This window comes from Rufibacter soli (genome assembly GCF_054781795.1).
Genome location: NZ_BAAGTS010000005.1, coordinates 1 through 22516, shown reverse-complemented (window position 1 = coordinate 22516; position 22516 = coordinate 1). Strand labels below are relative to the sequence as shown.

At 50.9% G+C, this 22516-nt stretch carries 19 protein-coding genes and 1 tRNA gene; 13 read left to right on the top strand and 7 right to left on the bottom strand.

Translation table 11 applies throughout. The features are described 5' to 3' along the window. Positions 1-76: 76 nt before the first annotated feature. The 4 genes from ACYVJQ_RS14820 to ppk1 all read left to right on the top strand — a co-directional run bounded on the left by ACYVJQ_RS14820 (position 77) and on the right by ppk1 (position 5079). Positions 77-775, top strand: a complete 699-nt coding sequence (locus tag ACYVJQ_RS14820) for a c-type cytochrome (protein WP_460893886.1) — start codon at positions 77-79, stop codon at positions 773-775. 9 nt (positions 776-784) lie between these two features. Continuing rightward, entirely contained in the window at positions 785-1990 is a 1206-nt protein-coding gene (hflX, locus tag ACYVJQ_RS14815) for a GTPase HflX (protein ID WP_460893885.1), read from the top strand. 438 nt (positions 1991-2428) lie between these two features. Further along, on the top strand, positions 2429-2926 hold the full coding sequence (locus ACYVJQ_RS14810) for a SixA phosphatase family protein (protein ID WP_460893884.1): 498 nt from the start codon (positions 2429-2431) through the stop codon (positions 2924-2926). Positions 2927-2973: 47 nt separating this feature from the next. Further along, positions 2974-5079 carry a polyphosphate kinase 1 gene (ppk1, locus tag ACYVJQ_RS14805; protein ID WP_460893883.1) on the top strand — a complete coding sequence of 702 codons (2106 nt, stop codon included), beginning with the start codon at positions 2974-2976 and terminating at the stop codon, positions 5077-5079. Positions 5080-5223: 144 nt separating this feature from the next. Here ppk1 and ACYVJQ_RS14800 read toward each other — a convergent pair whose 3' ends face one another. Both ACYVJQ_RS14800 and ACYVJQ_RS14795 read right to left on the bottom strand, forming a co-directional pair. Then, a complete protein-coding gene (locus ACYVJQ_RS14800) occupies positions 5224-6267 on the bottom strand; it encodes a DUF6268 family outer membrane beta-barrel protein (RefSeq protein ID WP_460893882.1) in 1044 nt (347 codons plus the stop codon). A gap of 41 nt (positions 6268-6308) precedes the next feature. Beyond that, the gene (locus ACYVJQ_RS14795) at positions 6309-10055 is read right to left on the bottom strand and encodes a metallophosphoesterase (RefSeq protein ID WP_460893881.1); all 3747 of its coding nucleotides are present in this window, start codon (positions 10053-10055) and stop codon (positions 6309-6311) included. Between the two features lie 567 nt (positions 10056-10622). Between ACYVJQ_RS14795 and ACYVJQ_RS14790 the strand changes: the two genes are divergently transcribed. Beyond that, complete coding sequence (locus tag ACYVJQ_RS14790; protein ID WP_460893880.1) at positions 10623-11810, top strand: Pycsar system effector family protein; 1188 nt, start codon at positions 10623-10625, stop codon at positions 11808-11810. Between the two features lie 78 nt (positions 11811-11888). On the opposite strand, the gene ACYVJQ_RS14785 is transcribed toward ACYVJQ_RS14790, so the two are convergent. Beyond that, on the bottom strand, positions 11889-13034 hold the full coding sequence (locus ACYVJQ_RS14785) for a DUF2652 domain-containing protein (RefSeq protein WP_460893879.1): 1146 nt from the start codon (positions 13032-13034) through the stop codon (positions 11889-11891). A gap of 423 nt (positions 13035-13457) precedes the next feature. After that, the gene (locus ACYVJQ_RS14780; RefSeq protein WP_460893878.1) at positions 13458-13658 is read right to left on the bottom strand and encodes a hypothetical protein; all 201 of its coding nucleotides are present in this window, start codon (positions 13656-13658) and stop codon (positions 13458-13460) included. Positions 13659-14018: 360 nt separating this feature from the next. Between ACYVJQ_RS14780 and ACYVJQ_RS14775 the strand changes: the two genes are divergently transcribed. Further along, positions 14019-14090, top strand: a tRNA-Arg gene (locus ACYVJQ_RS14775). A 547-nt stretch (positions 14091-14637) separates the two neighbouring features. Here ACYVJQ_RS14775 and ACYVJQ_RS14770 read toward each other — a convergent pair. After that, positions 14638-15006 (bottom strand): T9SS type A sorting domain-containing protein, encoded by a 369-nt coding sequence (locus ACYVJQ_RS14770; RefSeq protein WP_460893877.1) that lies wholly within the window; start codon positions 15004-15006, stop codon positions 14638-14640. Positions 15007-15171: 165 nt separating this feature from the next. Between ACYVJQ_RS14770 and ACYVJQ_RS14765 the strand changes: the two genes are divergently transcribed. From ACYVJQ_RS14765 to ACYVJQ_RS14750, 4 genes are all read left to right on the top strand, one after another. After that, a complete protein-coding gene (locus ACYVJQ_RS14765) occupies positions 15172-16290 on the top strand; it encodes an NAD(P)/FAD-dependent oxidoreductase (RefSeq protein WP_460893876.1) in 1119 nt (372 codons plus the stop codon). Positions 16291-16416: 126 nt separating this feature from the next. Beyond that, complete coding sequence (locus ACYVJQ_RS14760; protein WP_460893875.1) at positions 16417-17526, top strand: type III polyketide synthase; 1110 nt, start codon at positions 16417-16419, stop codon at positions 17524-17526. Then, on the top strand, positions 17519-18262 hold the full coding sequence (locus ACYVJQ_RS14755) for a methyltransferase domain-containing protein (RefSeq protein WP_460893874.1): 744 nt from the start codon (positions 17519-17521) through the stop codon (positions 18260-18262). The genes ACYVJQ_RS14760 and ACYVJQ_RS14755 overlap by 8 nt, the downstream gene beginning before the upstream one ends. A 134-nt stretch (positions 18263-18396) precedes the next feature. Further along, positions 18397-18615, top strand: coding sequence for a hypothetical protein (locus ACYVJQ_RS14750; protein ID WP_460893873.1), 219 nt, complete (start codon positions 18397-18399; stop codon positions 18613-18615). Between the two features lie 113 nt (positions 18616-18728). On the opposite strand, the gene ACYVJQ_RS14745 is transcribed toward ACYVJQ_RS14750, so the two are convergent. Then, positions 18729-19631 (bottom strand): histone deacetylase family protein, encoded by a 903-nt coding sequence (locus ACYVJQ_RS14745; RefSeq protein WP_460893872.1) that lies wholly within the window; start codon positions 19629-19631, stop codon positions 18729-18731. 192 nt (positions 19632-19823) lie between these two features. Between ACYVJQ_RS14745 and ACYVJQ_RS14740 the strand changes: the two genes are divergently transcribed. Further along, positions 19824-20459, top strand: a complete 636-nt coding sequence (locus ACYVJQ_RS14740; protein WP_460893871.1) for a porin family protein — start codon at positions 19824-19826, stop codon at positions 20457-20459. Between the two features lie 171 nt (positions 20460-20630). Here the strand turns inward: ACYVJQ_RS14740 and ACYVJQ_RS14735 are convergent, their stop codons facing one another. Next, the gene (locus ACYVJQ_RS14735; protein WP_460893870.1) at positions 20631-21188 is read right to left on the bottom strand and encodes a type 1 glutamine amidotransferase domain-containing protein; all 558 of its coding nucleotides are present in this window, start codon (positions 21186-21188) and stop codon (positions 20631-20633) included. Positions 21189-21280: 92 nt separating this feature from the next. On the opposite strand from ACYVJQ_RS14735, the gene ACYVJQ_RS14730 reads away from it, so the two are divergent. Next, positions 21281-21784, top strand: a complete 504-nt coding sequence (locus ACYVJQ_RS14730) for a TlpA family protein disulfide reductase (protein WP_460893869.1) — start codon at positions 21281-21283, stop codon at positions 21782-21784. Positions 21785-21800: 16 nt separating this feature from the next. Further along, positions 21801-22421 (top strand): thioredoxin family protein, encoded by a 621-nt coding sequence (locus tag ACYVJQ_RS14725; protein ID WP_460893868.1) that lies wholly within the window; start codon positions 21801-21803, stop codon positions 22419-22421. Positions 22422-22516 lie beyond the last annotated feature (95 nt).

Below are 22516 nucleotides of genomic sequence, written 5' to 3'. Positions count from 1 at the left end.
GGTTTTGGTTGTGTACAGTTCAGCCTCATTGTGCTTACTTTGCAGTGAACCTACCACCGCTTACTCCTTTTCAGATATGATTACCGCCATTTCACATACGCACATTCTGGTTGTAGTACTGTTTCTACTGCTGTTGCTGGTGAAGGCGTTTCTCTTGTTTTTCAACCGGCATGACACCCTGAATAAGGTAAGGTCTTCTACCAAAATGCTGGATGTGGTGTTTGGCTTGCTTATTTTCATAACTGGCATTTTTCTGGCCCTGAACTATCACGGCCAATTACCCAACTGGCTTCTCATAAAAGTGGGGCTGGTGCTGGCGGCGGTTCCGGTGGCCGTGGTGGGCATCAAAAAACACAACAAGGTTTTAACGGCCGTGGGCATCCTGCTCTTTTTGTATGTGTACGGCGTGGCCGAAACCAAAAGCCTGAAAATGCGTCCTGACAAAGGCGGGTTGGCGGCAACCTCCCCAAAAGAGGAAATGCAGAGGGAAACACCTCCTCCAGCCAAGGCCAACCACCCTATTATCACCGAGTTGCAAGGAACCCAGTTGGAGAACACCAAGGCCATTTACACCAACCTCTGCGCCGCCTGCCATGGCCAGGACGGCCAGAAAGGAACCGGCGGGGCCACCAACCTGCAAACCAGTACGCTTACTCCCGCCAGCCGGCAGCAAGTAATTGCCAACGGGCGGGGCCTGATGCCGGGCTTCGGGTCCCAGTTAACAGAACAGGAAATAGAGGCGCTGGCCCTTTATTCCACATTGCTTAAAAAGTAAAAAGACTACATGAAGAAATCGCTCCATATAACTGCCAAAGACCAGGAAACCGCTGTCTTGGTGGCCGTGCCTGCCTACAAGCAGACCGATGAAAAGACCAAGGAATATTTAGACGAACTGGCCTTCCTGACCGAGACCGTGGGCGCCAAAACGCTCAAGCGGTTTGTGCAGAAACTAGACAAGCCTGATATGCGCACCTACGTGGGCAAGGGCAAGCTGGAGGAAATCCAGGCGTTTGTCAAAGAACACAAGGTAGACATGGTTATTTTCGATGATGACCTGTCCCCCTCTCAGGTGCGTAACCTGGAGCGCGAGCTGGAGGTGAAGATCATTGACCGCAGTTTGCTCATCCTGGACATCTTCGCGCTGCGCGCCCAGACCGCCACCGCCCGCGCCCAGGTAGAACTTGCCCAGTACCGTTATCTGCTGCCCCGCCTGACCAACATGTGGACCCACTTAAGCCGCCAGAAAGGTGGGGGCGTGGCCATGCGTGGACCAGGGGAAACTGAGATTGAGACCGACAGACGGATTGTGCGCGAAAAGATCACCTTGCTCAAGGAAAAACTGGAGAAGTTTGAGAAGCAGAACTTTGAGCAGCGCAAGTCCCGGTCCGGCATTGTGCGCGTGTCTCTGGTGGGGTATACCAACGTGGGCAAGTCTACGCTCATGAACCTGCTCACCAAGGCAGACGTGTTTGCCGAGAATAAACTGTTTGCCACCGTAGACGCCACCGTGCGCAAAATGGTGATTGACAACATCCCGTTCCTGCTCTCAGACACGGTAGGGTTTATAAGAAAGTTGCCTACCAAGCTTATTGAAAGCTTCAAGACCACCCTGGACGAGATCAGGGAGTCTGACCTGCTGCTGCACGTGGTAGATGTATCGCACCCGTCCTTTGAGGAGCACATCAACGTGGTGAACGAAACCCTGAAAGACATTCACTCAGCAGACAAGCCGGTCATTCTGGTGTTCAACAAAACCGATTTGTACCTGGAGGAGCGCGAACGCGAGATGCAGGAGCATAACCCGGAGGCCCGTCCAGACATCAATGAACTGAAGTCTACCTACATGGCCAAGCAGCACACGCCCGCCATCTTCATCTCGGCCACCAACCGCATCAATATTGATGAGCTGCGCGAGGTACTGCTCCAGCAGGTGTCCAGGCTCCACTATGAGCGTTACCCCAATAACGCGCCTCAGCAGGAGGAAGCGTAACCCTTTTCCTGTTTTAGGCCCGTTTTTCTAAAAACGGGCCTAAAACAGGAAAACAATCTTACCAAAGAAGGGAGCCTAGAAGAGGGTTCCCTTTTTCATTGAAAATCCTTTTTGGTCATCCTAAAGAAACGTGGCCGGAACAACACTTTGGGGCATAGATTTGAGAGGTTTCTGTTTTGGGCCTGTTTTCCTAAAAGCAGGCCTAAAACAGAAACGACCTGCAAGGTACTTGAAGTGCTAGACCAAAAAAGGACCAAGGACCAAGGCCCCAAGCTTCAGGATTGAGAGCGGTTCATGACTGAGTAATCCTAAGGTTTACGGTCCTTAGGCATAGGTCAAGGCCACTACCACAACTATTTCACGGCGGTTTCAGTAAAGACAGTAGCCATAATTGTGTGTTTTACGCAGGACTATGGCTATTCATGTTATAGAAGCCCAATGAAGACGCTATATCTGTTACGCCACGCAAAATCCAGCTGGAAATTTGAAGAGCTCAGTGACCATGACCGCCCCTTGGCCAAGCGGGGTCGCAATGACGCCAAATTAATTGGCCAGGAGCTGCTGGAGCGCAAAACCAAGCTAGACCTGATCATTTCAAGTTCAGCGGTAAGGGCTATTTCAACGGCCACGCTTATTGCCAAGGAACTGGACTATGATCCCGAGAAGATTGCGGTGCAGGAAGAGCTTTACCAAATTACGGCTGAGGACCTGCTAGACTTTATCCAGGTGCTGCCCGAGGAATATGACCACGTCATGCTGGTAGGGCATAACCCGGTCTTTACGGAGCTGTCCAACCACATCACCCCAGAAAAAAGCATTGCCAACGTACCTACCGCGGGCGTGGTGGCCATCAGCTTTGACTGCGGCTACTGGGGCGAGATCTCCAAAGAGAATGCCAAGCTGCTCTTCTTTGACTTCCCTAAAAACTACCGGTAAGCCCTCCCGTCGCTTTCCAGAACTCCCCCTTTTACTTTTATTCCAGAATGGCTGCAATTGAAAATTCAGACCCAACCCAACAGATTACATCCGGGGCCTCCCCTTCAGAAACTCCGCTTCTAAGCCGTGAACTCAGCTGGCTGGCGTTTAACTACCGGGTGCTGCAAGAGGCCAAAGACCCGCGGGTTCCGCTGCTGGAACGCCTCAACTTCATGGCCATTTTCTCCTCTAACCTGGACGAGTATTTCAAAGTGCGCGTGGCCACCATGCGCCGCCTGGTGAAGCTGAAGAAGAAAACCCGTGAAAAGCTGGAGGAAGACCCCTCAGCCGAACTGGACGAGATTCTGCAGGAGGTATCACGGCAACAGAAGGAGTTTGGCAAGATCTTCAGGAATGAGCTGCTGCCCGAGTTGCGCAAAGAGCACATCTGCCTGATAGATGAGACCGAGTGCACCGCCAGCCAGCGCGAAATGGCACTGGACTACTTCAAAAAAACCGTGAAGCCGCTGCTGGTGCCCATTATCTTCAGCTCTAACCCCAGCCCTTTGTTCCTGAAAGACCAGACCGTCTACCTGATGGTGCAGCTAACGCCCACCCCAGACCAGGAAACCACCCACGACCAATACGCTATCTTAGAGATACCCACCCAGAAGCACGGCAGCCGGTTTGTGCAGCTGCCCGCTGAAGACGGAAAGCATTTTGTGATGATGCTGGATGACGTGATCAGGATAGGCCTGCAAGACCTTTTCCCTGGCTTCGCCCACGTTGAGGCCTTTGCCGTGAAACTCTCCCGCGACGCCGAACTGGACATTGAGGAAGAGGTATCTGGTAACCTCATGGCCAAGATCAAGAAAAGCCTTAAAAAGCGGGAGACCGGGCACCCCAGCCGGCTCCTGTATGACCCCAAAACCCCTGAAGCCCTGCTCAATGCCCTGCTGGACCGCACCGGCCTCACCTCTGAGGAACTGGTGGTGGGCAGCCGCTACCATAATTTCAGGGACTTCTTCGGGTTTCCTAAGTTTGACATGGCCCCGCTCTACTATGAAGCGGCGCCACCCTTGCCCCACCCTGAGCTGGAAAACGCGCCCAGCCTGCTGGATGCCATGAAGAAAAAGGAATACATGGTGCATTACCCCTACCAGAAGTTTGACTACGCGCTTCGGTTTTTTGAAGAGGCCGCCGATGACCCGCAGGTGACCAGCATCAGCATTACCCTATACCGCGTAGCCGAGAAATCTAAAATCGCCAAGGCCCTGATCAGGGCAGCCGAGCATGGCAAGCTGGTAACGGTGGTGGTGGAATTGAAGGCCCGTTTTGATGAGGAGTCTAACATCTTCTGGGGTAACAAGATGGAGAAGGCAGGCGCCAACGTGATCTATGGCGTGCCAGACCTCAAAGTACACAGCAAGATCGGCCTGGTCACCCGCCAGGAAGACGGGCAGGCCATGCATTACGCCTATTTGAGCACCGGTAACTATAATGAGAAGACCTCGCTGGTGTATACAGACCACGCCCTCTTCACCACAGATGAACGCCTTACCAGTGAGTTGGCCCAGGTGTTCAATTTCCTGGTAGACGGTAACAAAAACCAAACCTTTGAGCACTTGCTGGTCTCGCCGTTCAACCTGCGCGAAGGATTTACAGAACTCATCCAGAACGAGATGCGCCTGGCCCAGGAAGGAAAGCCGGCCTACATGATTTTGAAGATGAATGCCCTGCAAGACAGCCGCATGGTCCAGCAATTGTATGAGGCCAGCCAGGCCGGCGTGAAGATAGAATTGCTGGTGCGGGGTATCTGCACCCTTATACCCGGCGTACGGGGCCTGAGCGAGAATATTATTGTGCGCAGCATTGTAGACCGGTACCTGGAACACGGCCGTATTTACGTGTTCGGTAACGGCGGCGAAGAGAAAATCTACGTGGCCTCCGCTGACTGGATGAACCGCAACCTGAGCCGGCGGGTAGAAGTGGCCTTCCCTATCTACAACCCAGACCTGCGCAAGGAACTCCGGCACTTGCTGGACATCCAGCGCCAGGACAACCAGAAGGCCCGCACCGCAGACAACCAGTACTGGATCTCCAGTGACCCTACGGCCTCTATACGGGCCCAGTATGACATCTACCACTTCCTGAAAAAGAAGGCGGCCCGCTAGGCGTCTTCAGGAAGCACACCCACCAGAAAAGCCCCGGCCCTGACAGATGATTTTGTCAGGGCCGGGGCTTTTCAGTTTTAAATAAGAATAGAGCTTGTTTCTGTTTTGGGCCTGTTTTCTGAAAAATAGGCCCAAAACAGAAATCTATTGTTTTAAGAAGCGGCGTGGGGGCACCAGGAACAGCTCCACGTTGAAGAACACCGCGTCTTTGATATGGTTTTCTATGAGGGGATTAGCCGTTTTGTTGCGGCCGTCATACACGTTAAAGCGGTGATTATAGCGATAACCCGTCTCTAACCCAAACCACAGAAAATCATAGATCTCCCGGTCCCACCTTAGCCGGCCTTTCACCTCAGACTTTCTAATCTCTACGGTCTCATATTGGGTAAAGGGCTCGGTGTCAATGTTGATGTTGTAGGTGGCCCCTTCAATCTTATAGCCCAGGTATAGCAAAGACTTTTCTGAGAAGTTACGCCGCAAGGTCACGTTAGCCGGGAAGATGGCCTCCACCCCCCACTTTTCATTGAAGGTGCGGTTGTATAGAAAGGCTGGGTAAATGGTTTGCCGCCCGAAGGCATAGCCTAGCTGGGCTCCTATCCCGTAAGACAGGTAAGGGCTTTTCTTCCAGCCGTAAATGGCCTCCATAGAGGTTCTGAAATACCGCTTGAGGCTTACGTTGGAATGCTTGCCGTAGTCCCCGTTCAGTTCGCCCTTCACCCTGAACACAATGTAGTTTTTGTTGTTGAGGGGTTTGAGCATGATCAGCTGTCCGTCCAGGGAGCGTAGGTTCTTGTCTTCCAGCCGTTGGTACAAGGGGTATTTCTGGTCCTCGGGGTTACTGAAATTGAATTCCTCTATAAAATAGCTTCCGCCCAGTACCATCTTAAAATGGGGATTGTTCACCAGCGGGGCATAGGCCTTGAACTCAAACCGATTGCTCTTGAGCACCTTGGCCTCAGCGTCTCTTACACCCTCTTGCTTGCCCTCTGACCACATGCCAAAGCGGGGCAGGCGTTCATACCTAATGACCACGCCCTTGCTTTTACCCATACCCACCACAGACGGGTTGGCCAATTCCTCGGGGTCTTCGGTGGCCCGTAATGAGTCTGAGAAAAAGCCCTGTGCATTTGCCTGCGACCCCAACGTCAGAAGCGCCAGGACCCCAAAAAAGAAATAAAAGTGTTTCATGCCAATGGTGTTAGATACTTTTAGTACTACGTAGTTACTTTTTAAAACAGGAACCCAAAATTGAGATTCACCAGTTTATCTTCCTCGCCCACAGAGTAGGTGGCATTAACCACGGCTTGCTTGAGCACGTCTACCCAGATGCCGCCGCCTACGCCCCTATGTATTTTGTTGGATTTGTCGCCGTCTGCCCAAACCCGGCCATGGTCTATCAGGCCCATAACCCCAAACTTGCCCGGGAAAAGGTAGACATTGAATTTAAACAGCTGCACGCGCAGTTCTGTGTTCTGGTATAGCGAGCTGCGGCCAGCAAACCGGGTGCGGCGGTATCCCCTTAGGTTAGAAAGGCCACCCAAGGTATTTGCCTGGTAAAACGGAAAATCCCCGAAATTGTGCGCCCCTCCAAACCGGGCGGCCAGCGTCACCTGGAATGGCAGGCGCGGCCCAATATAGAAGATGAACTCAGAATCTATGTGCCCGAAGTTCTTGCCCTGGCCCTTTAACTGGCGGCTGTAGGAGAACTCGTTTAACCACTTCAACCCAATACGCGGGTTTACCGGGGTGCTGACCGCCTGCGCCCGCATAAAGCCTCTGACCCCAATAAACTGATCTACCCCAAATACCTCTTCAGAGAAGGTCTCATCTACAAAACGGCCAGGGTAATGCTGCAGCTCATACCGGTCATAGATAGGGCCAATGCCCATGCGTATAAAGCTGGTGAAGTTGGTATTGATGGTAGGCGATGCCATCATACGCGCTATTCTTACGCGGTAATAGTCAATCTCGCGGGTCTGCTTGGTTTCATTGCCCAAGCCAAAGAAGTTGATCTGGTATTGTGGGCCATTGATGGCAGCCTTCACCCCTAAGTCCAGCTCGTCATTGAAGATTTGTTTGAACTCACTGTCATACCTGATGTTATAGGCGCCCGTAGCAAAGGCATAGTTGGCCAGCAGGGTGTGCTCTGAAGCATAGGGCTTCTTCCGGAATTTATGGTTCCTGTACAGGACTCCCCCACCCAAGAACAGACCGTCATCTACGTTATACTCCAAAGACAGACGCGGCCCCAGGTACGGGATTTTATAGTTGTCGCGGTCATAGACGTTCACGTCTTCATAGTCTTCCGTTTTGTCTTCAGACTCTGGTCCCAGCGCCAGCACGTTTTCCTCTTTGGTGTAATCATAGACCTTGGTCTTGCGCACAAAGCCTTTTACCATGGACTTATCCGTGATGGAATCTTTCCCCTCGCCGCCTATGATCCGGACCATGGGCCCTTGTTTCACGTTGCCAGTTATCTCAAACACATCATCTCCGCCAAGGCCATAAAGCCTGATTTCCTCGGTTTCTTTGTGTAGGAACTTGCGCTGGTACAACACCCGGCTTATTTCGCCTTCCTTGTTGATTTTGCGCACGGTCACTTCCGTCTCATTGTCGTTGAGGCGGCGCACTTCAAACTTCTCCCGCTTGTCACTGCCGGCAATGTCTACGTCTTCGGCCAGGTGCAGGTAGTACTTGTCTGCCACCTGTGGCAGCAGGTCTCTCCTGGACTTGAGCTTGGCAATGATCTCTGGCCCAGACATTGGGAACACCTCTTTGGGCATCTGCCGGACGGCCTCCTCTATGGCGGCATCGGTGAGCACGTTCTTCATCTCTTTGGCAATTGCCTGCCACTGGTCTCTGGTCACGCTAGACAGGAAGGTACGGTCAACGGTAAGGGCCGTGAGGTTAAGGCCTTTGTAATCTCCGTAGTCTTTGCCAAAGTGCTGGAAGTTACGGACAGCCCACCGGCGGCTAACCAGCCAGGGAATAATCCCGTCGGCCTTGAAAAGGGCCACGTCGCGGTCCTCTGGTACGGGCCTAAAAGAACGGGAATCATCCCCAAATTTGGTTTCCACCCAGCGCCATTGCCCTTCATGCCGGTCCCAGTCCCCCAGGAGCATGTCTAGCAGGCGGGCGCGGGCATATTCCTGCTCGTCTACCCGGTTATCATGGTCATTTTTCTTTCGTTCCAGCACCTTCTCGGTGCCTACAATATTAGTGGCGTTGCCCAGGCTGGCCACGTCTGAGTGGTCTTCATTGGGGTCTTCCTCCAGAAAGGCCATGGTATTGCTGAACTCATCAATGTACTGGCGCAAGTGGGGGTCACTAGGCACGTACACCAGTTTAGGGTTGGTATGGTACACCCCGGTCACATCTGCCAGCTGCGCTGAAATCAATGCCCCGTACGGATGCTGCGCAGAGATCTGGTCTTGCAATAAGTCACGGGCAAAGGTTTCCTGCAGGGCCACAGGCAGTACGCTGGTGGGGTCTTTATTTACAGAACGCAAAGTGTAGAGCCGACCTTCTTCATTGCGGAGTTTCAGGGAAGCCGTTTGCTTGCCGCCCCCTTTTTTATAGGGAATCAATCCTCCCTTTTCATTTTGCAGATCTAGCAAAGGAAGGGTAACCGGAGTAAGCCATTCCTGTCTGTAGTGGGCGCCCAGCAACCCGGTCTTCACGCCGCCGGCGGCATAGGCGGGGTTAGCCGGCACGGTGATGGTGCTGTCTTTGTAATTGACGGGATTAGCGGCTATGCGGCTGGGCTCAGTTACAGATTTAGCGTACATAGGGGTCCTAAACGCCATGGCAGGCGGCTCTTTCCCGCTTTCATCGGTGGTCCAGAACTCTACCCAGGCCTCGCCGTTGCGGTAGTAGTTTACCCGCGCAAAACCCTTTGATTTGTGGGCGTAAAAGGCGTCTCCACCATTCTTTACGTGCTGGGTTTTACAGCCAGATCCACTAATGATATGGGGCAGCTTGCCCGCCTTGTAATATTGCAGGTTGTGCTCATGCCCGGCGGCGTAGACTATGTTATCATATTTCTCAAACACGCCCATCAAGCCTTTAATGTAGGCCTGGTAGGTGGGGTGCGGAATATCCTGGGCAATACCGCCGTACTTCCGGGACAGAGGGTAGATTGACCCAATAATAGGAAGCGGCAACACCCAGCCTTTTCTTACAATGGTAAGGGGGAACAAATGGTCTGTAAGGGTAAAATACCCCCCGTGAATACCATTACTGAAAAGGGGGTGGTGCCCCACCACCATGATATTTTTGCCTTTGTTCTTGTCAATGATGTCTTCCAGTTGCACCAGCATGTCTACCTCATTGACTACCCCGCAGGGGCTATCATTGCCGTATGGCCGCTCATATGGGTGTAGCCACCACTGTGAGTTCAGCGCAATCAGAACAATATCATCTTCCACCAATACCTCAAAGGGGCCTGGGCAGCCCCCGCCCGGTACAAAGAAGTCTGTGCCCACCACAATGCTGCTGTCTGTGAGGTATTCTTCCACAAAGCGCTCTTCCCTGACCACGGCGTCCCACCCGTCTGGGCTGCCGCTGCCACCGCCCCAGTCATGGTTGCCCGGGATCATGTATTTCTCGCCGGGGTACCCTTTCAAGATATCCAGCTGCGCCTTCATGCGGGCCTCTGCCGTTTTACGGTCATAAGCTCCCGGCTCTGGCAAGCCGTTCTGGTAAATATTGTCACCCAGGTACACCACGGTACTGCGGGCACCGGCAGCCATGATCTGGGATCTGAGTAGCATCAGGTTGGGATCGGGCCGGTCTGTGATGGGGGCTCCGGCATCCCCGATCAGGAATACAGAGTAAATGATCTCTGAGGAGTCTTTGGGCGTGTTGCTTTTCCAGTCTGTGACTGAACGAGCGTAATAAGGTTTTGCGGTAGTACAAGCCTGCAACAGGCAGAACAAGGCCACCGGCAGGAAAAGAAGAATGTATTTATTTTTCATGAACAATACGGGCAAGGCTTTCTGTTCGGCCGGAGATTAAGGTAAAAGGGTACCTTCTACGTAAAAGCTGCTCTTTATACGGAGTATCGCCTATCGCGATGGTTCACCCACTTTTAAAATAGATTCAGTACAATATTTGACCCTATGACGTAAGCAAGCGGTGTAGGGTTAGCAAGAACTGGAAACGTCTATATGTAAAGCATACGCTGGAGAACCAAAAGGCTTTCTGCATGTGGCTTTCCTTAGAAAGGCAACTCCTTTTGCGTAAGGTAGTTTGGCATAAAAACGCAGCCCGAAGAACGCCTTCTATGGGTTATAAACCCAAGGTCTGAAAACCTTCTGCTTGACTGCTTGCCGCCACCACATTCCCCTCCATTTCAGCCTGGCAGCTACGGCCGGTTGCCAGGAAGCAGCAGGTCTGGCACCCGTCTTTCTTTTTACGGGAAGGCAAATTTCTAACCTTACAGAAGGAAATAGCGTTGTAGACCTTTGGATTCAACCTCCAAAGAGGAAGCTCTCATGCTTCCTCAGCGCAAGTGCCAGGGCAATACCGCTCCAATCTATTTTATGGAAAAAGAAGATCTCATCCGGAAAGCAGGCAATTTTGTTTTTGCCCTTTTTAAGGAGAAACTATCTAAGAAGCTGGTTTATCACAACTACAAACACACGTTTGAAGTGGTGAAAGAAGCCCGTCACTTAGCTGAGACATTACAACTATCTGATGAAGAACTTGAGATTCTGCTACTGGCAGCCTGGTTCCATGACACCGGCTATATTACCACTTATGAGAACCATGAGGATGAAAGCGTTGAAATAGCCACCCATTTTCTGCGCGAAGAAAAATACCCAGAGGACAAAATTACTCAGGTGAACCGTTGTATCATGGCCACTAAGCAAGGCCAGCTCACGCACCACCTGCTGGAAGACATTCTTGTTGATGCAGACATTGCCAACATTGGAAAAGATACCTTCTTTGCCACCGCAGAACTGCTGCGCGTGGAGTGGGAAATCTTTTTGGACCGCACCTTCACAGACCTGGAATGGTCTCAGTATCAACTAGACTTCCTGCTTTCTGTCTCCTTCAGGACCCAACCGGCGCAGGCCAAGTTCTCCAAACAGCTCAGCAAAAACATTCAGGCGCAGCGCACGCACCAGCAGGAACTGGCTAAGAAGAAAAAGAAAAAGGAGAAGAAGAACCGGGAAACCATGGCGCAGCCTAAGCGTGGCATTGAGACCATGTTTAAAAGCACCTATGACAACCATATAAGCCTAAGTGCCATTGCAGATAATAAGGCCAACATGATGATCAGCCTCAATGCCATCATCATGTCTATTATCATCACGTATCTGGGTACCAAGTCTTCTATTATTGGCGCGGAGTTTACCCGTAACCCAGTTTTAATGATACCGGTGGGCATTCTGCTGGCCACTACGCTGGCTTCTGTTATCTCCGCTATTATCTCGGCGCAGCCAGAGGTTACCAGTTTCCGGCTTAGGCCAGATAAACTTACCAGCCGCCGTATCAACCTGCTGTTCTTCGGGAATTTCACCAAAATTCCGTTAGAAGACTTTCAGGCCGGCATGCATGATATCATGCGCGACAAAAACGCCCTCTACAACAACATGATCACTGATATTTATTACTTGGGTGATGTGCTGAAGAGCAAGTACCGTCTGCTGCGCATCTCATATACCATCTTCATGATAGGGATTATCCTTACGGTGCTTTCCTTTGTGATTGCCATTGCCCAATAGTTTTTACGGGATCCATACCAACAGAAAGGGCCGCCATTCTTATGGCGGCCCTTTCTGTTACAGGCGTGTCTAAAATTATTAGGGCTGCTTCCTGGCGGCTTGTAGCTGCTCACACAGCATTTTCAACTGCACCAGCGAGGCCTTCATAAACGCTTTGATCTGGCTACGGCCAAAATAGTCATAGAAGTAATCTCCTACTGACACTCTACTGTAATGGAACTCCAGTGTGAGAAAGGTGCCACCTTCTTCCTCATACAGGTAGTAGAAGATAAGCGAGTTGGGAAACATTTTAAAATTGGCCATTTTCTCAATTACCTCTGTTTTTTCTGGGGTAACCCGGCTTTGCAGCGTCTGCATTTCAATAAGCCCGCCTTTTTCCATTTCACACAGATAGTTGGTGCCAATGCGGTTTATTTTCTTTGTGTCAAACCTAGCCGATTTGACCCGATGCATCCATTTAGGTTTAAGCCGGTAATTCTGGATAACGCGCCACACCAAATTCACAGGAGCTTTTATGTGGCTCTTGAGAGAAAAGGTATTGGGGTACTGTTTGTGCGTATGCTCAACCTCAGGGTCGGTTACGAGCAGGCGCAAAGGCGTAAGAAACGCATATTTATAGCGTACCAGGCCCATGTGTTCATACTCGTTCTCCCCTTCCTTTAGCTGAGACCACTCAAAGTTTTGTTTAACGGCTTCTGGGTCCTGGGTATTCAGGTATCCTTCTGTTAAGAGCACATATTCAGACCCTTCAATGCTGTTTTTAAGCAACCGGTGCGCCATAATCACATCGGTGCCCATCAGTTTGGTATAATCCCTGATCTGGGTGACGCTAATGCGCCCATAATGCACTACTATTTTAAGGGTAAGTTTCGTCTCTGATAACTGCGCGCTGGGCAAAAACTTGTCCCGCTCCATAATACGGAGGTAATTCTGAAAATCAAGGAAGATTTGCTTGCACTGGCTTACTATCTGGTCAATGGCCGGCGGATCGCCCAGTTTATAGAATAAAATAGCGTCTCCCTGTATTTCGCACAACTCCATATTAAGGATATTGCCCTCAATAATGGTTTCAAGTAAATCGGCAATGAGGTTGCGGCTATAGCGTACTCCATTCTCATGCATGAAGCGCGTAAAGCCACTTATATCTGGGATGAAAAGCAACGCCGGTTGCGAATCATCTGATTCATGGGGCTCTAAAGATATGTTAGTCACTTGTGACTCCATGGAATATATTTAAGTATCAGAAGTCAGGTTACACCCAGGCAGCCTCCTTCTTCTTATTTGGCTTACGTGCCAACGCCACATATACGTGAATTCCCTCCTTTTCTTTGCCTTTCAGGCATACTAGTTTAAAATTTTAGGCCTTGGCTCCTGCCCGCACCCACCCTTGTCAATAAGAACGGGAGAAAATCCTTTACCAGATCAACTGAAAGCCAATGACTTACCCAACATACTTCAATGAATTACCCTGAAATTCAAAAGAAAGTAGGGGTTTCCTAATCGGCCTGGAAAGGCAGCTTAAAAAATAAATTACTCCTTGAAAATTCTTAAATGGCTTACTGAGTACTTTTTTAAAATGAAAATGGGTGAAGGGAACCTGCTTGCAAGTCTCCTTCACCCATTTAAGGCAATTGTTAAAATATAACCTTATGAATTAGCTTCTGCGTTTTTTGGCTTACGGCCTCTTTTTGCACCTTTAGGCTTGTTCATTGAATCAGGAATTTGGTTTAACGCCTCATTCATCTGGCTGAAAATACCTAACATTAATTGAACGTCTTCAACATTCTGGCAATCACGGATTACTTCCATCTGCATTTTGTCAAGCTTGCCTTTGAGTTGTTCTCTCATAGTTTTATAGATTTAAATGTTTGTTTTTATTTAATAGAGCACAAATATAAAAATAAGGCGCAATAATCAAACCGTTACAGCCCAGGAATTAAATTACGTTATTCCAATTAATAAAAGCCAATCTAATAAAATTGCTTTGTTTGTTTTTATCCTAATCCTTTCGCCTATTTACTTCTCATTTTAAAATTGACTGCCATACGCGTGCCTGATCCTCCTTTTTTCTATTCTTCCTAATTCCCTTTTCTCTTGGCTCCGCTTTGTGAAACCAGATAAAAATGTGGGGCTTTAGTTGGCATTGAGTTTCCTGGCTCCTAATTTTACCTTACTTTTACAGCAGACGCCCGTAGCCGGCTTTTAAATGGCCCCGTAGTTCAACGGATAGAATAGAAGTTTCCTAAACTTTAGATTCAGGTTCGATTCCTGACGGGGCCACTCTTTTTTCCCACCTCTTTTTTAAGTGAAGCCTGACCATTTTACCGGACCTGTTCTGGCCATCCGGGAAATATCTATCTGTCCAGGTTTTCCTTTATCTTTTGGCAGATACCCAAATTATTCACGGCTAAATACTACCTGTTATTTGGCAAGGCCAGAGACCTATAACGCTTAGTTTCCAAATCCGAGAGCAGAATTTAATACAGAAGTTAAACTATGCTGTACTTTGCTTTTTAATGAAAGTGCGATTGCCATTACTTCCTGCCGCACATAATAAACTTTTGCCAAACCCTTTCTCTTGCAGTGTTATTTGCCTGGTTAGATTCTTGAGCCGCTATACAGCAAGACATTCATTTCCTGCGTCTTTTGTATTAACTTAAATTCCCATAATTCAATCATAAAATACCCAGCATAAAACCATGAAAGGAAAATATGTCTTCAACAGATAAAAGTAAACGCGTCTATTAGCATCCATTTGGAAACCACTAACCAATAACAAAAAAGGCAAGACCCGGGGGCCTTGCCTTTTTCAACAGAAATCTGAAAGTTACCTCAGAATTACTTTTCTTACCTCACTATAATTAGCGGCCTCAATTTTAACGTAGTACAAGCCTTTGGCCAGTTTGGTTAAGTCAAGGGTTTTGGCAAAATGGGCGCTGGGATCCTGCACCACTTCCCGGTACACCACGTTCCCAATCACGTTCATTATACGTAAGTCTGTTTTCTTTCCTTCATAGCCTTCCAGAGAGATGGTCACTATGCCGCTGGAGGGATTGGGGTAGACTGAAAGGCCAGGATCTTCCTGACTTGCTTTTGCCTCGCTCTTCTGTTCTGCTGGCATGGCGCGTACCCGCACCTGAGCCGACAAATCCCCGAAGGTGAGGCAAATAAATAATAAAAGTATAAAGTGTTTCATGGGGCATTTTTGTTTAGCTTGAATTACAACAACTTACGGCTGTCTGCACATAATATTAACGCATCCTAATCAAACTTAGTTTTGGATTTTTACGCCTACTACAGACATTAAAATGAATTATACGTTACTGCTATTGCACTTAAATTATAATACCATATCACCAGCATGAACAGCCGTAAAACCATTATCATTGGCGGAGGATTGGCGGGCCTGGTTAGTGCTTTGCAATTATCGGGCCAAGGGATAGAGGTGACAGTTATCGAGAAAAAGCAGTACCCCTTCCACAAGGTATGCGGCGAATATATTTCTAATGAGGTACTGCCCTACCTACAGGCACTTCAAATACGGATTGATAACCTGGAGCCCGCCCGCTTAACCAAGTTTATGTTGTCCTCGCCTAAAGGGAAAATGCTGCAGACTCCCCTTGATTTGGGCGGCACAGGCGTGAGCCGGTACCGGTTAGACCATTACCTCTATGAGATGGCACTTAGGCAGGGGGTTGCCTTCCGGCAGCAGGCTACCGCCACAGACGTTTCTTTTGAAGAAAACCTGTTCACCGTCACGCTTTCCTCTGGAGAAACGCTGCAGGCCCAGGTGGTCATTGGCGCCTACGGCAAACGCAGTGGCCTAGACCGTCGGCTCAACCGGGAGTTCTTTGAGGAACGCTCCCCGTACATGGCCGTTAAGTACCATGTGCGCACCCAAATGCCTAAGCACCTGATAGCCCTGCACAATTTTACAGACGGGTACGCGGGCATTTCAGCCATTGAGCAGGACCGCTACTGCTTCTGTTACCTTACCACCCGGCAGAACCTCAAAAGGTACGGCACTATTGCCGAAATGGAAGCCCAGGAACTCAGCAAGAATCCTTTCCTGCGGGATATCTTCGCCAACAGTGACTTTCTTTATCCACAACCCCTGGTCATTAATGAAATCTCCTTCGCCCCTAAAACCTGCCTGGAAGAACGGGTGCTAATGGCCGGGGATGCCGCCGGATTGATCACGCCCCTCTGCGGCAACGGCATGGCCATGGCCATTCACTCCGGTAAGCTGCTCTCTGACCAGGTGCTGCTGTTTCTACAAGGCAAACAAACCCGCCAGCAAATGGAGACCGCCTACGCTGGTAATTGGAAAAGACAGTTTGGCGCCAGGCTACAGACCGGCAGGCTGGTGCAGCGGCTGTTTGGGCACCCGGTTCTGTCTGAACTGGCGGTGGCAGGGCTAAAAGGGCTTCCTTTTATAACCCAGGCCATTATGCGGCGCACCCACGGGCAGCCCTTTTAATCTCTTTAAACCCAAAACCAAGGCACCAGATTCTGAGTATGTGAAAAGCGGGCCGCACCGATTCCCTTTCTCCCGCAGCAATATAGATTTTAAACATCTCAGCGCTTTTTTGCTTATACACTTTATATGAAGAGTTACCTCTGCGCCATAGGAACGGCTAATCCCCCGCATGTGCTCCCGCAGCAACAGATCGCGGACTTTATGGCAGAGGCCCTTCAACTGGATGCCCAGAACACCCGCAAGCTGAAAGCCCTGTACCGGGTCTCGGGCATTGACCAGCGCCACACCGTGCTCCCAGACTATGGCCGGCAGAACGGCAGCTATGAATTTTACCCCAACACCCCCGGCCTGGAGCCTTTCCCTACGGTAGGCGCCCGCATGAGCCAATTCCAGAAAGGGGCGCTCCCGCTGTCGGTGGCCGCGGTGCAGGACTGCCTGGCCCAGGTACCGCACCTGGCCATACAGGAAATCACCCATTTAATCACGGTAAGTTGCACGGGTATGTACGCGCCGGGGCTGGATATTGAATTGGTAGACGCCCTTGGGTTATCGCCGCAGGTGCAGCGTACCTGCGTATATTTCATGGGCTGCTACGCGGCCTTCAACGCTTTAAAGCTCGCAGACACCATTTGCCGCGCCGATGCCCAAGCCCGCGTGCTCATTGTCTGCACCGAACTCTGCACCCTCCATTTCCAAAAGCACGCTGAGAGTGACCACCTGGTCTCCAATGCCCTTTTCGCCGATGGTGCGGCCGCCGTAGTAGTCAGTCCGCAGCCCTTGGGCCCGCTTTCTTTGGGCGTGGAGGCTTTCCATTGTGACCTGGCTCCGTCCGGACAGAAAGAGATGGCCTGGCACATTCAGGACTTCGGGTTTGAGATGACGCTTTCTTCTTACGTTCCCGCTCTTATCAAGCAGGGCATTGGTCAGCTGACCCAGTCACTGCTGCAAAAACTCAACCTGCAACTAGACCAGATAGACCTGTTTGCCATTCACCCGGGCGGCCGCAAGATTCTGGAAGTCATAGAGCAGGCACTGGGGTTAACCGCCCAAGACAACCAATATGCCTACCAGGTGCTGCGCAAATACGGCAACATGTCGTCGGCTACGGTGCTGTTTGTGCTGCGGGCGCTGTGGGGAGACCTACAACCAACCCAACAACAGGCTCCAATCCTCAGCTTCGCCTTCGGCCCGGGCCTTACCCTGGAGTCTATGCTCTTATCTGTGCACTATGTTTAACCAGCGGTCCACCACGCTGGAACTTATGGATGACCTCTCGCTGGCCAGCGATGACCTGCGCCAGAACCTGAAGGAACTGGAGTTCATCAACGTGTGGCTGGGTGGACATGACGTGGTGCGCAACGGCTTAGATAAAATTGTTGGAAACCCGTTTTGGGCACGTTTTTCAAAAAACAGGCTCAAAATAGCCGACCTGGGCAGCGGCGGCGGCGACACCCTGCGCATGGTGGCCCTGTGGGCACGCAAACGACAACTGCCAGTAGAGTTGGTGGGCATAGATGCCAACCCTTTCATGCTGGAGTACAGTGCTTCTCTCAGCCAGAGTTTCCCAGAGATTTCTTACCGCCAGGCCGATGTGTTTTCACAAGCCTTTTCCCAGCAGGAGTTTGACATTGTGATCTGCAGTTTGTTTCTGCACCATTTCCCAGATAAGGACTTAGCGCGATTACTCGCCCAACTGCAGAGGCAGGTGCGGGGGGCGGTTTTGATCAATGACCTGCACCGGCACCCGCTGGCCTATTATTCCATTAAGGGCCTTACCCGGCTTTTCTCTAGATCTCATCTGGTAAAGAATGACGCGCCCCTTTCTGTGCTAAGGGCTTTTAGCCGGGAAGACTGGCAACGCGTGCTGGCGCAGGCCGGCGTAGACCGTTACCAGATAACCTGGAAATGGGCCTTTAGATGGCAGGTTGTTTTCGGGCCGATTTTGGAAAAACCACGTAAAACTGGAAAATAATTTGTAACTTAATAAAACAGAGCCCCTTTCGCACTTTTGCCGGGCGGTATCCGTTCTTCAAAAACAAAAGGATCTCTACAGGGTTAAGCTGCCCCAGCATGACTTAGCCTTATTGTTTCACTAATTTTTTATCCATGGGCCGAAGTTCCTCAAAGCAAACCATTCAATTCTGGCTACTCTTGACAGCCTCTATTCTATTGGCCGCTATGGTCATCAGCCTATTCCTGAGTGTCATGAAGGTGATGATTTACCTTCTGCTGGTGCTCTTATTGGTGCCCTTCATTTACCTGGCACTCAAACGCTCTCTCTACCTGTTCCGGAGCCCCGCTACCAAGCTGAAAACCCGGGACTGATTTATAGTATCACATAGTAAGACCACATTTCGTTTCGGGCCTGTTTTTTGAAAAACAGGCCCGAAACGGTTTTTTTATCGTGCTACGTGACACCCGCTACTTAATATAAGTGCCTAAAAGAAGATCTGCTGCGCCAGCCTAAAGGTATTGGCGTGTGCCTCCACGATATCTGCAATGCGGGTAGAATAGCCGCCGCCCATACTGGCGCAGACCGGCACCCCATGCCGGTGACACAACTCCAGCACCGTTAAATCCCGCTCCTTGCAGCCCGCGTGCGTAAGCCCCAGTTTGCCTAGCTTGTCAGTGGCCAGCACGTCTACCCCACTCTGGAAGAACACAAAATCTGGCTTTACCTGGTCAAACAGGGCCGGCAGGTGACGGTTCAGCAAGGAAAGGTACGCTTTGTCTTCAATGCCGTCTGGCAGCGGCACGTCCAGGTCTGAGCGTTCTTTCTGCAGGGGGTAATTGTTGCCGCCATGCATACTAAAGGTGAAGACGCGGGGCTCATGTTCAAAGATCTGGGCGGTGCCGTTGCCCTGGTGCACATCTAAATCCACAATCAGAATCTGGGTGGCCTTTCCTTCGTCCAGCAGGTATTGCGCGGCCAGGGCGTTGTCATTGAGCAGGCAAAACCCTTCGCCGCGGTCAGTGAAGGCGTGGTGGGTGCCGCCGGCAATGTTCATGGCCACCCCATACTGTAACGCGTATTGAGCGGCTTCTACCGTACCGCCCATGATCACCACCTCACGGTCCACCAGTTCCTTAGACAGCGGGAAGCCCGTCTTCCTGATCTCAGCGGGCGTGAGGGCCAGCGTGCGCAGCCGGTGCCAGTAATCAGCATCGTGCACGCGCAGAATTCGGTCTTCGGCCAGGGCCGAGGGCTGGAAGAAGTTCTCCTGGGTGACCGTGCCTTCATACAAAAGCTGTTCGGGCAGCAGTTCATACTTGAGCATAGGAAACCGGTGCGCCTCTGGCAACGGGTGGGCATATTCTGGAGACCAGGCAATCTTTAACATATCCTTCTTAGGTTCAATTTTGGGCCTTCTGCCGTACAAGGGTTAACAGGGGCGCCGGTTACCTTGTTTTGGCCTAAATACCTGCTTCTTCCTTTTGCAACATTATGGGCAGTACGCAGTATAAGAGGAAAGCTTATGTAAAGACATAGGCCTCTTTATTACCATACTACAATTCCAAAAATACTACCTGCTATGAAAAAACTCACTTTACTTTTAATAGCCTCCCTTTTCTTTGGAGCTGCCCAAGCCCAGGAACGCGTACTGAACAGAGGTATCATTAACCATAACGAAGGCGCCGAGGGCTCTCCCAGAGGTAACAGTGGCTTCGGGGTGAAAGGGGGCGTTTTATTCAACTCCCTGCACGGTGACGGGGAAGATCAGATCAGAGGCCTGAAAACCTCTACCAACTGGCACGCCGGTTTCTACTCCCAGTTCAGCATTGGCAGCGTGTTCTCCATTCAGCCAGAGGCACTTTATACCCGCCGCGAGGTGAAGTCTGATGACGGTGACCTGCGTTTTGACTACATTGACGTGCCGGTACTGGCCGTAGCCAATATCACTGAGAACATCAGCATTCATGCCGGCCCACAGGTAGGCGTGATGCTCACCGCCAAACGCGATGACAAGGAGATAGACAAAGAAGGCCTGAATACCTTTGACTACGGTGCCGCCGCAGGCGTTGAAGCCAAGGTGTCCATGTTCCGGTTAGGGGGCAGGTACTACCGCAGCTTCGCAGATATTGGCAAGTTTGACGCCGGCCTGCTGAACACTTCTCTGAATGATGTGAAGGCGGGAATGTTCCAGGTTTACCTGGGCGTAGGCTTCTAAAAGACCGCACCGCCCAACTTTAAAAGGGATGCTTCTGCAAAGAGGCATCCCTTCTTTTTTTACGCTTGGTTGTCTTGCTGTTTTAAGCCTCATTTCAGGAAAACAGGCCCAAAACGAAGAGAGCCGCTCAAGGTCATGAGCGGCTCTCTTTCGTTTTAAAGAGTCAATAACCTAGCCTCTGTTGTGAATGCCTTCAGCGAATTCCTCTATCATTTTCTTGTTGAAGGCCGGAATATCTTCGGGTTTACGGCTGGTCACCAGGCCCTTGTCTGTGACTACCTCCTGGTCTACCCAGTTGGCGCCAGCGTTGGTGAGGTCTGTTTTAAGGGAGGGCCAACTGGTCATCTGGCGGCCTTTTACGGCGCCGGCCTCAATAAGGGTCCAAGGGCCGTGGCAGATGGCCGCAATGGGCTTGCCGCTTTCAGCAAAGGCCCGCACAAAGGCCACCGCCTGTTCATTGGCCCGCAGGTAATCTGGGTTCATGACACCGCCGGGCAGTAAAAGACCGTCATAGTCGGCTGCCACGGCATCCTTCAGGTTTTTGTCCACGTCTACTTCTTTGCCCCAGTCAGTCATGTCCCAGCCTTTCACCGTGCCTTTCTGAGGGGAGATAAGATGGGTTTCGGCGCCAGCGTCCTGCAGGGCTTTGCGGGGTTTCTCTAACTCTACCTGTTCAAATCCTTTTTCCACTAATATGGCTATTTTCTTGCCTGCTAACTTCTCACTCATGCTGCTGTTCTTAAATGGTAGTTAAAAATGTTTCTTAGGTGTACCCCGGTACTAAAAGAATCGTTACATTAACAAGGAAATACGGCCCGAGTATGCAGTACCAGCGACTTCTCTTTCTTTTCCTTTCCTTGCTAGGTATGTGCCTGGCTGGCAGCGCCGTGGCTCAAACCCCACCAGTGCCGCTGGCCAAGCTGCCGCAGCTGCAGAAATATCTTTCCTCCAAATCAGACACCACGTACGTGCTTAACTTCTGGGCCACCTGGTGCCAGCCCTGCGTAGAGGAGCTGCCCCATTTTGAGGCCCTGCAGCAGCAATACAAAAACAAGCCCCTTAAAGTGGTTTTAGTGAGCATGGACTTTGCCAAGGACCTGGAGAAAAAGGTGATTCCTTTTGTGAACCGCCGTCAATTGAAAAGCACCGTCTTTGTGCTGGATGAGCCTGACCAGAATGCCTGGATTGATCTGGTGGACCCCAGTTGGAGTGGGGCCATTCCGGCTACCCTTATCCTCAACAACGCCCGCCACCAGCGGTTTTTCATTGAGAAGCCCCTTACCCTGCCCCAACTGCAAGACTTTATCTCCTCTAAATTCAACTAAACCTCCCGCCGCACCCATGAAGAGAATTAACCTTTACCTGGCAGTTTTGAGCACCTTGCTGCTGCTGGCCTCCGCCTTTAAGGCCCCTGAGAACGGCTACCAGTTAGGCGACACCGTCTCTGACTTCCGGCTGAAAAATGTAGATGGCCAATTGGTAAGCCTTAAGAATCAGAAAGACACCAAAGGATTTATCATTGCCTTTACCTGTAACACCTGCCCTTACGCCAAGTTGTACGAGGAACGCCTGATCCAGCTACACCAGAAATATGCCCCCAAAGGGTACCCGGTTATCGCCATCAACCCCAATGATGCGGCACTCTCCCCGGGAGATGCCTTTCCGGAGATGCAGAAGCGCGCCCGCGAGAAAAATTACCCGTTTGTGTACCTGCAAGATGAGAGCCAGGAAATTGCCCGCCGGTACGGCGCCACCCGCACCCCACAGCTCTACGTCTTAACCCGCCAGGGGCAGGACCTGAAAATAACCTACATAGGCGCCATTGACGATAACTCCGGTGACCCGGCCAAAGTGGAGAAACGGTACGCTGAGGCGGCCCTGGATCATTTGCTCACCAATAAACCGGTACCCCAGCCTACCACCAAGGCCATTGGCTGCAGTATTAAATGGCGTAATAGCTAAGGGCAAGCAGTTATGCCAGGAGCCGCCGCGTTTTGGGCCTGTTTTTCTGAAAACAGGCCCAAAACGCGGCGGCTCCTTTTAAAGACCTCTAACTG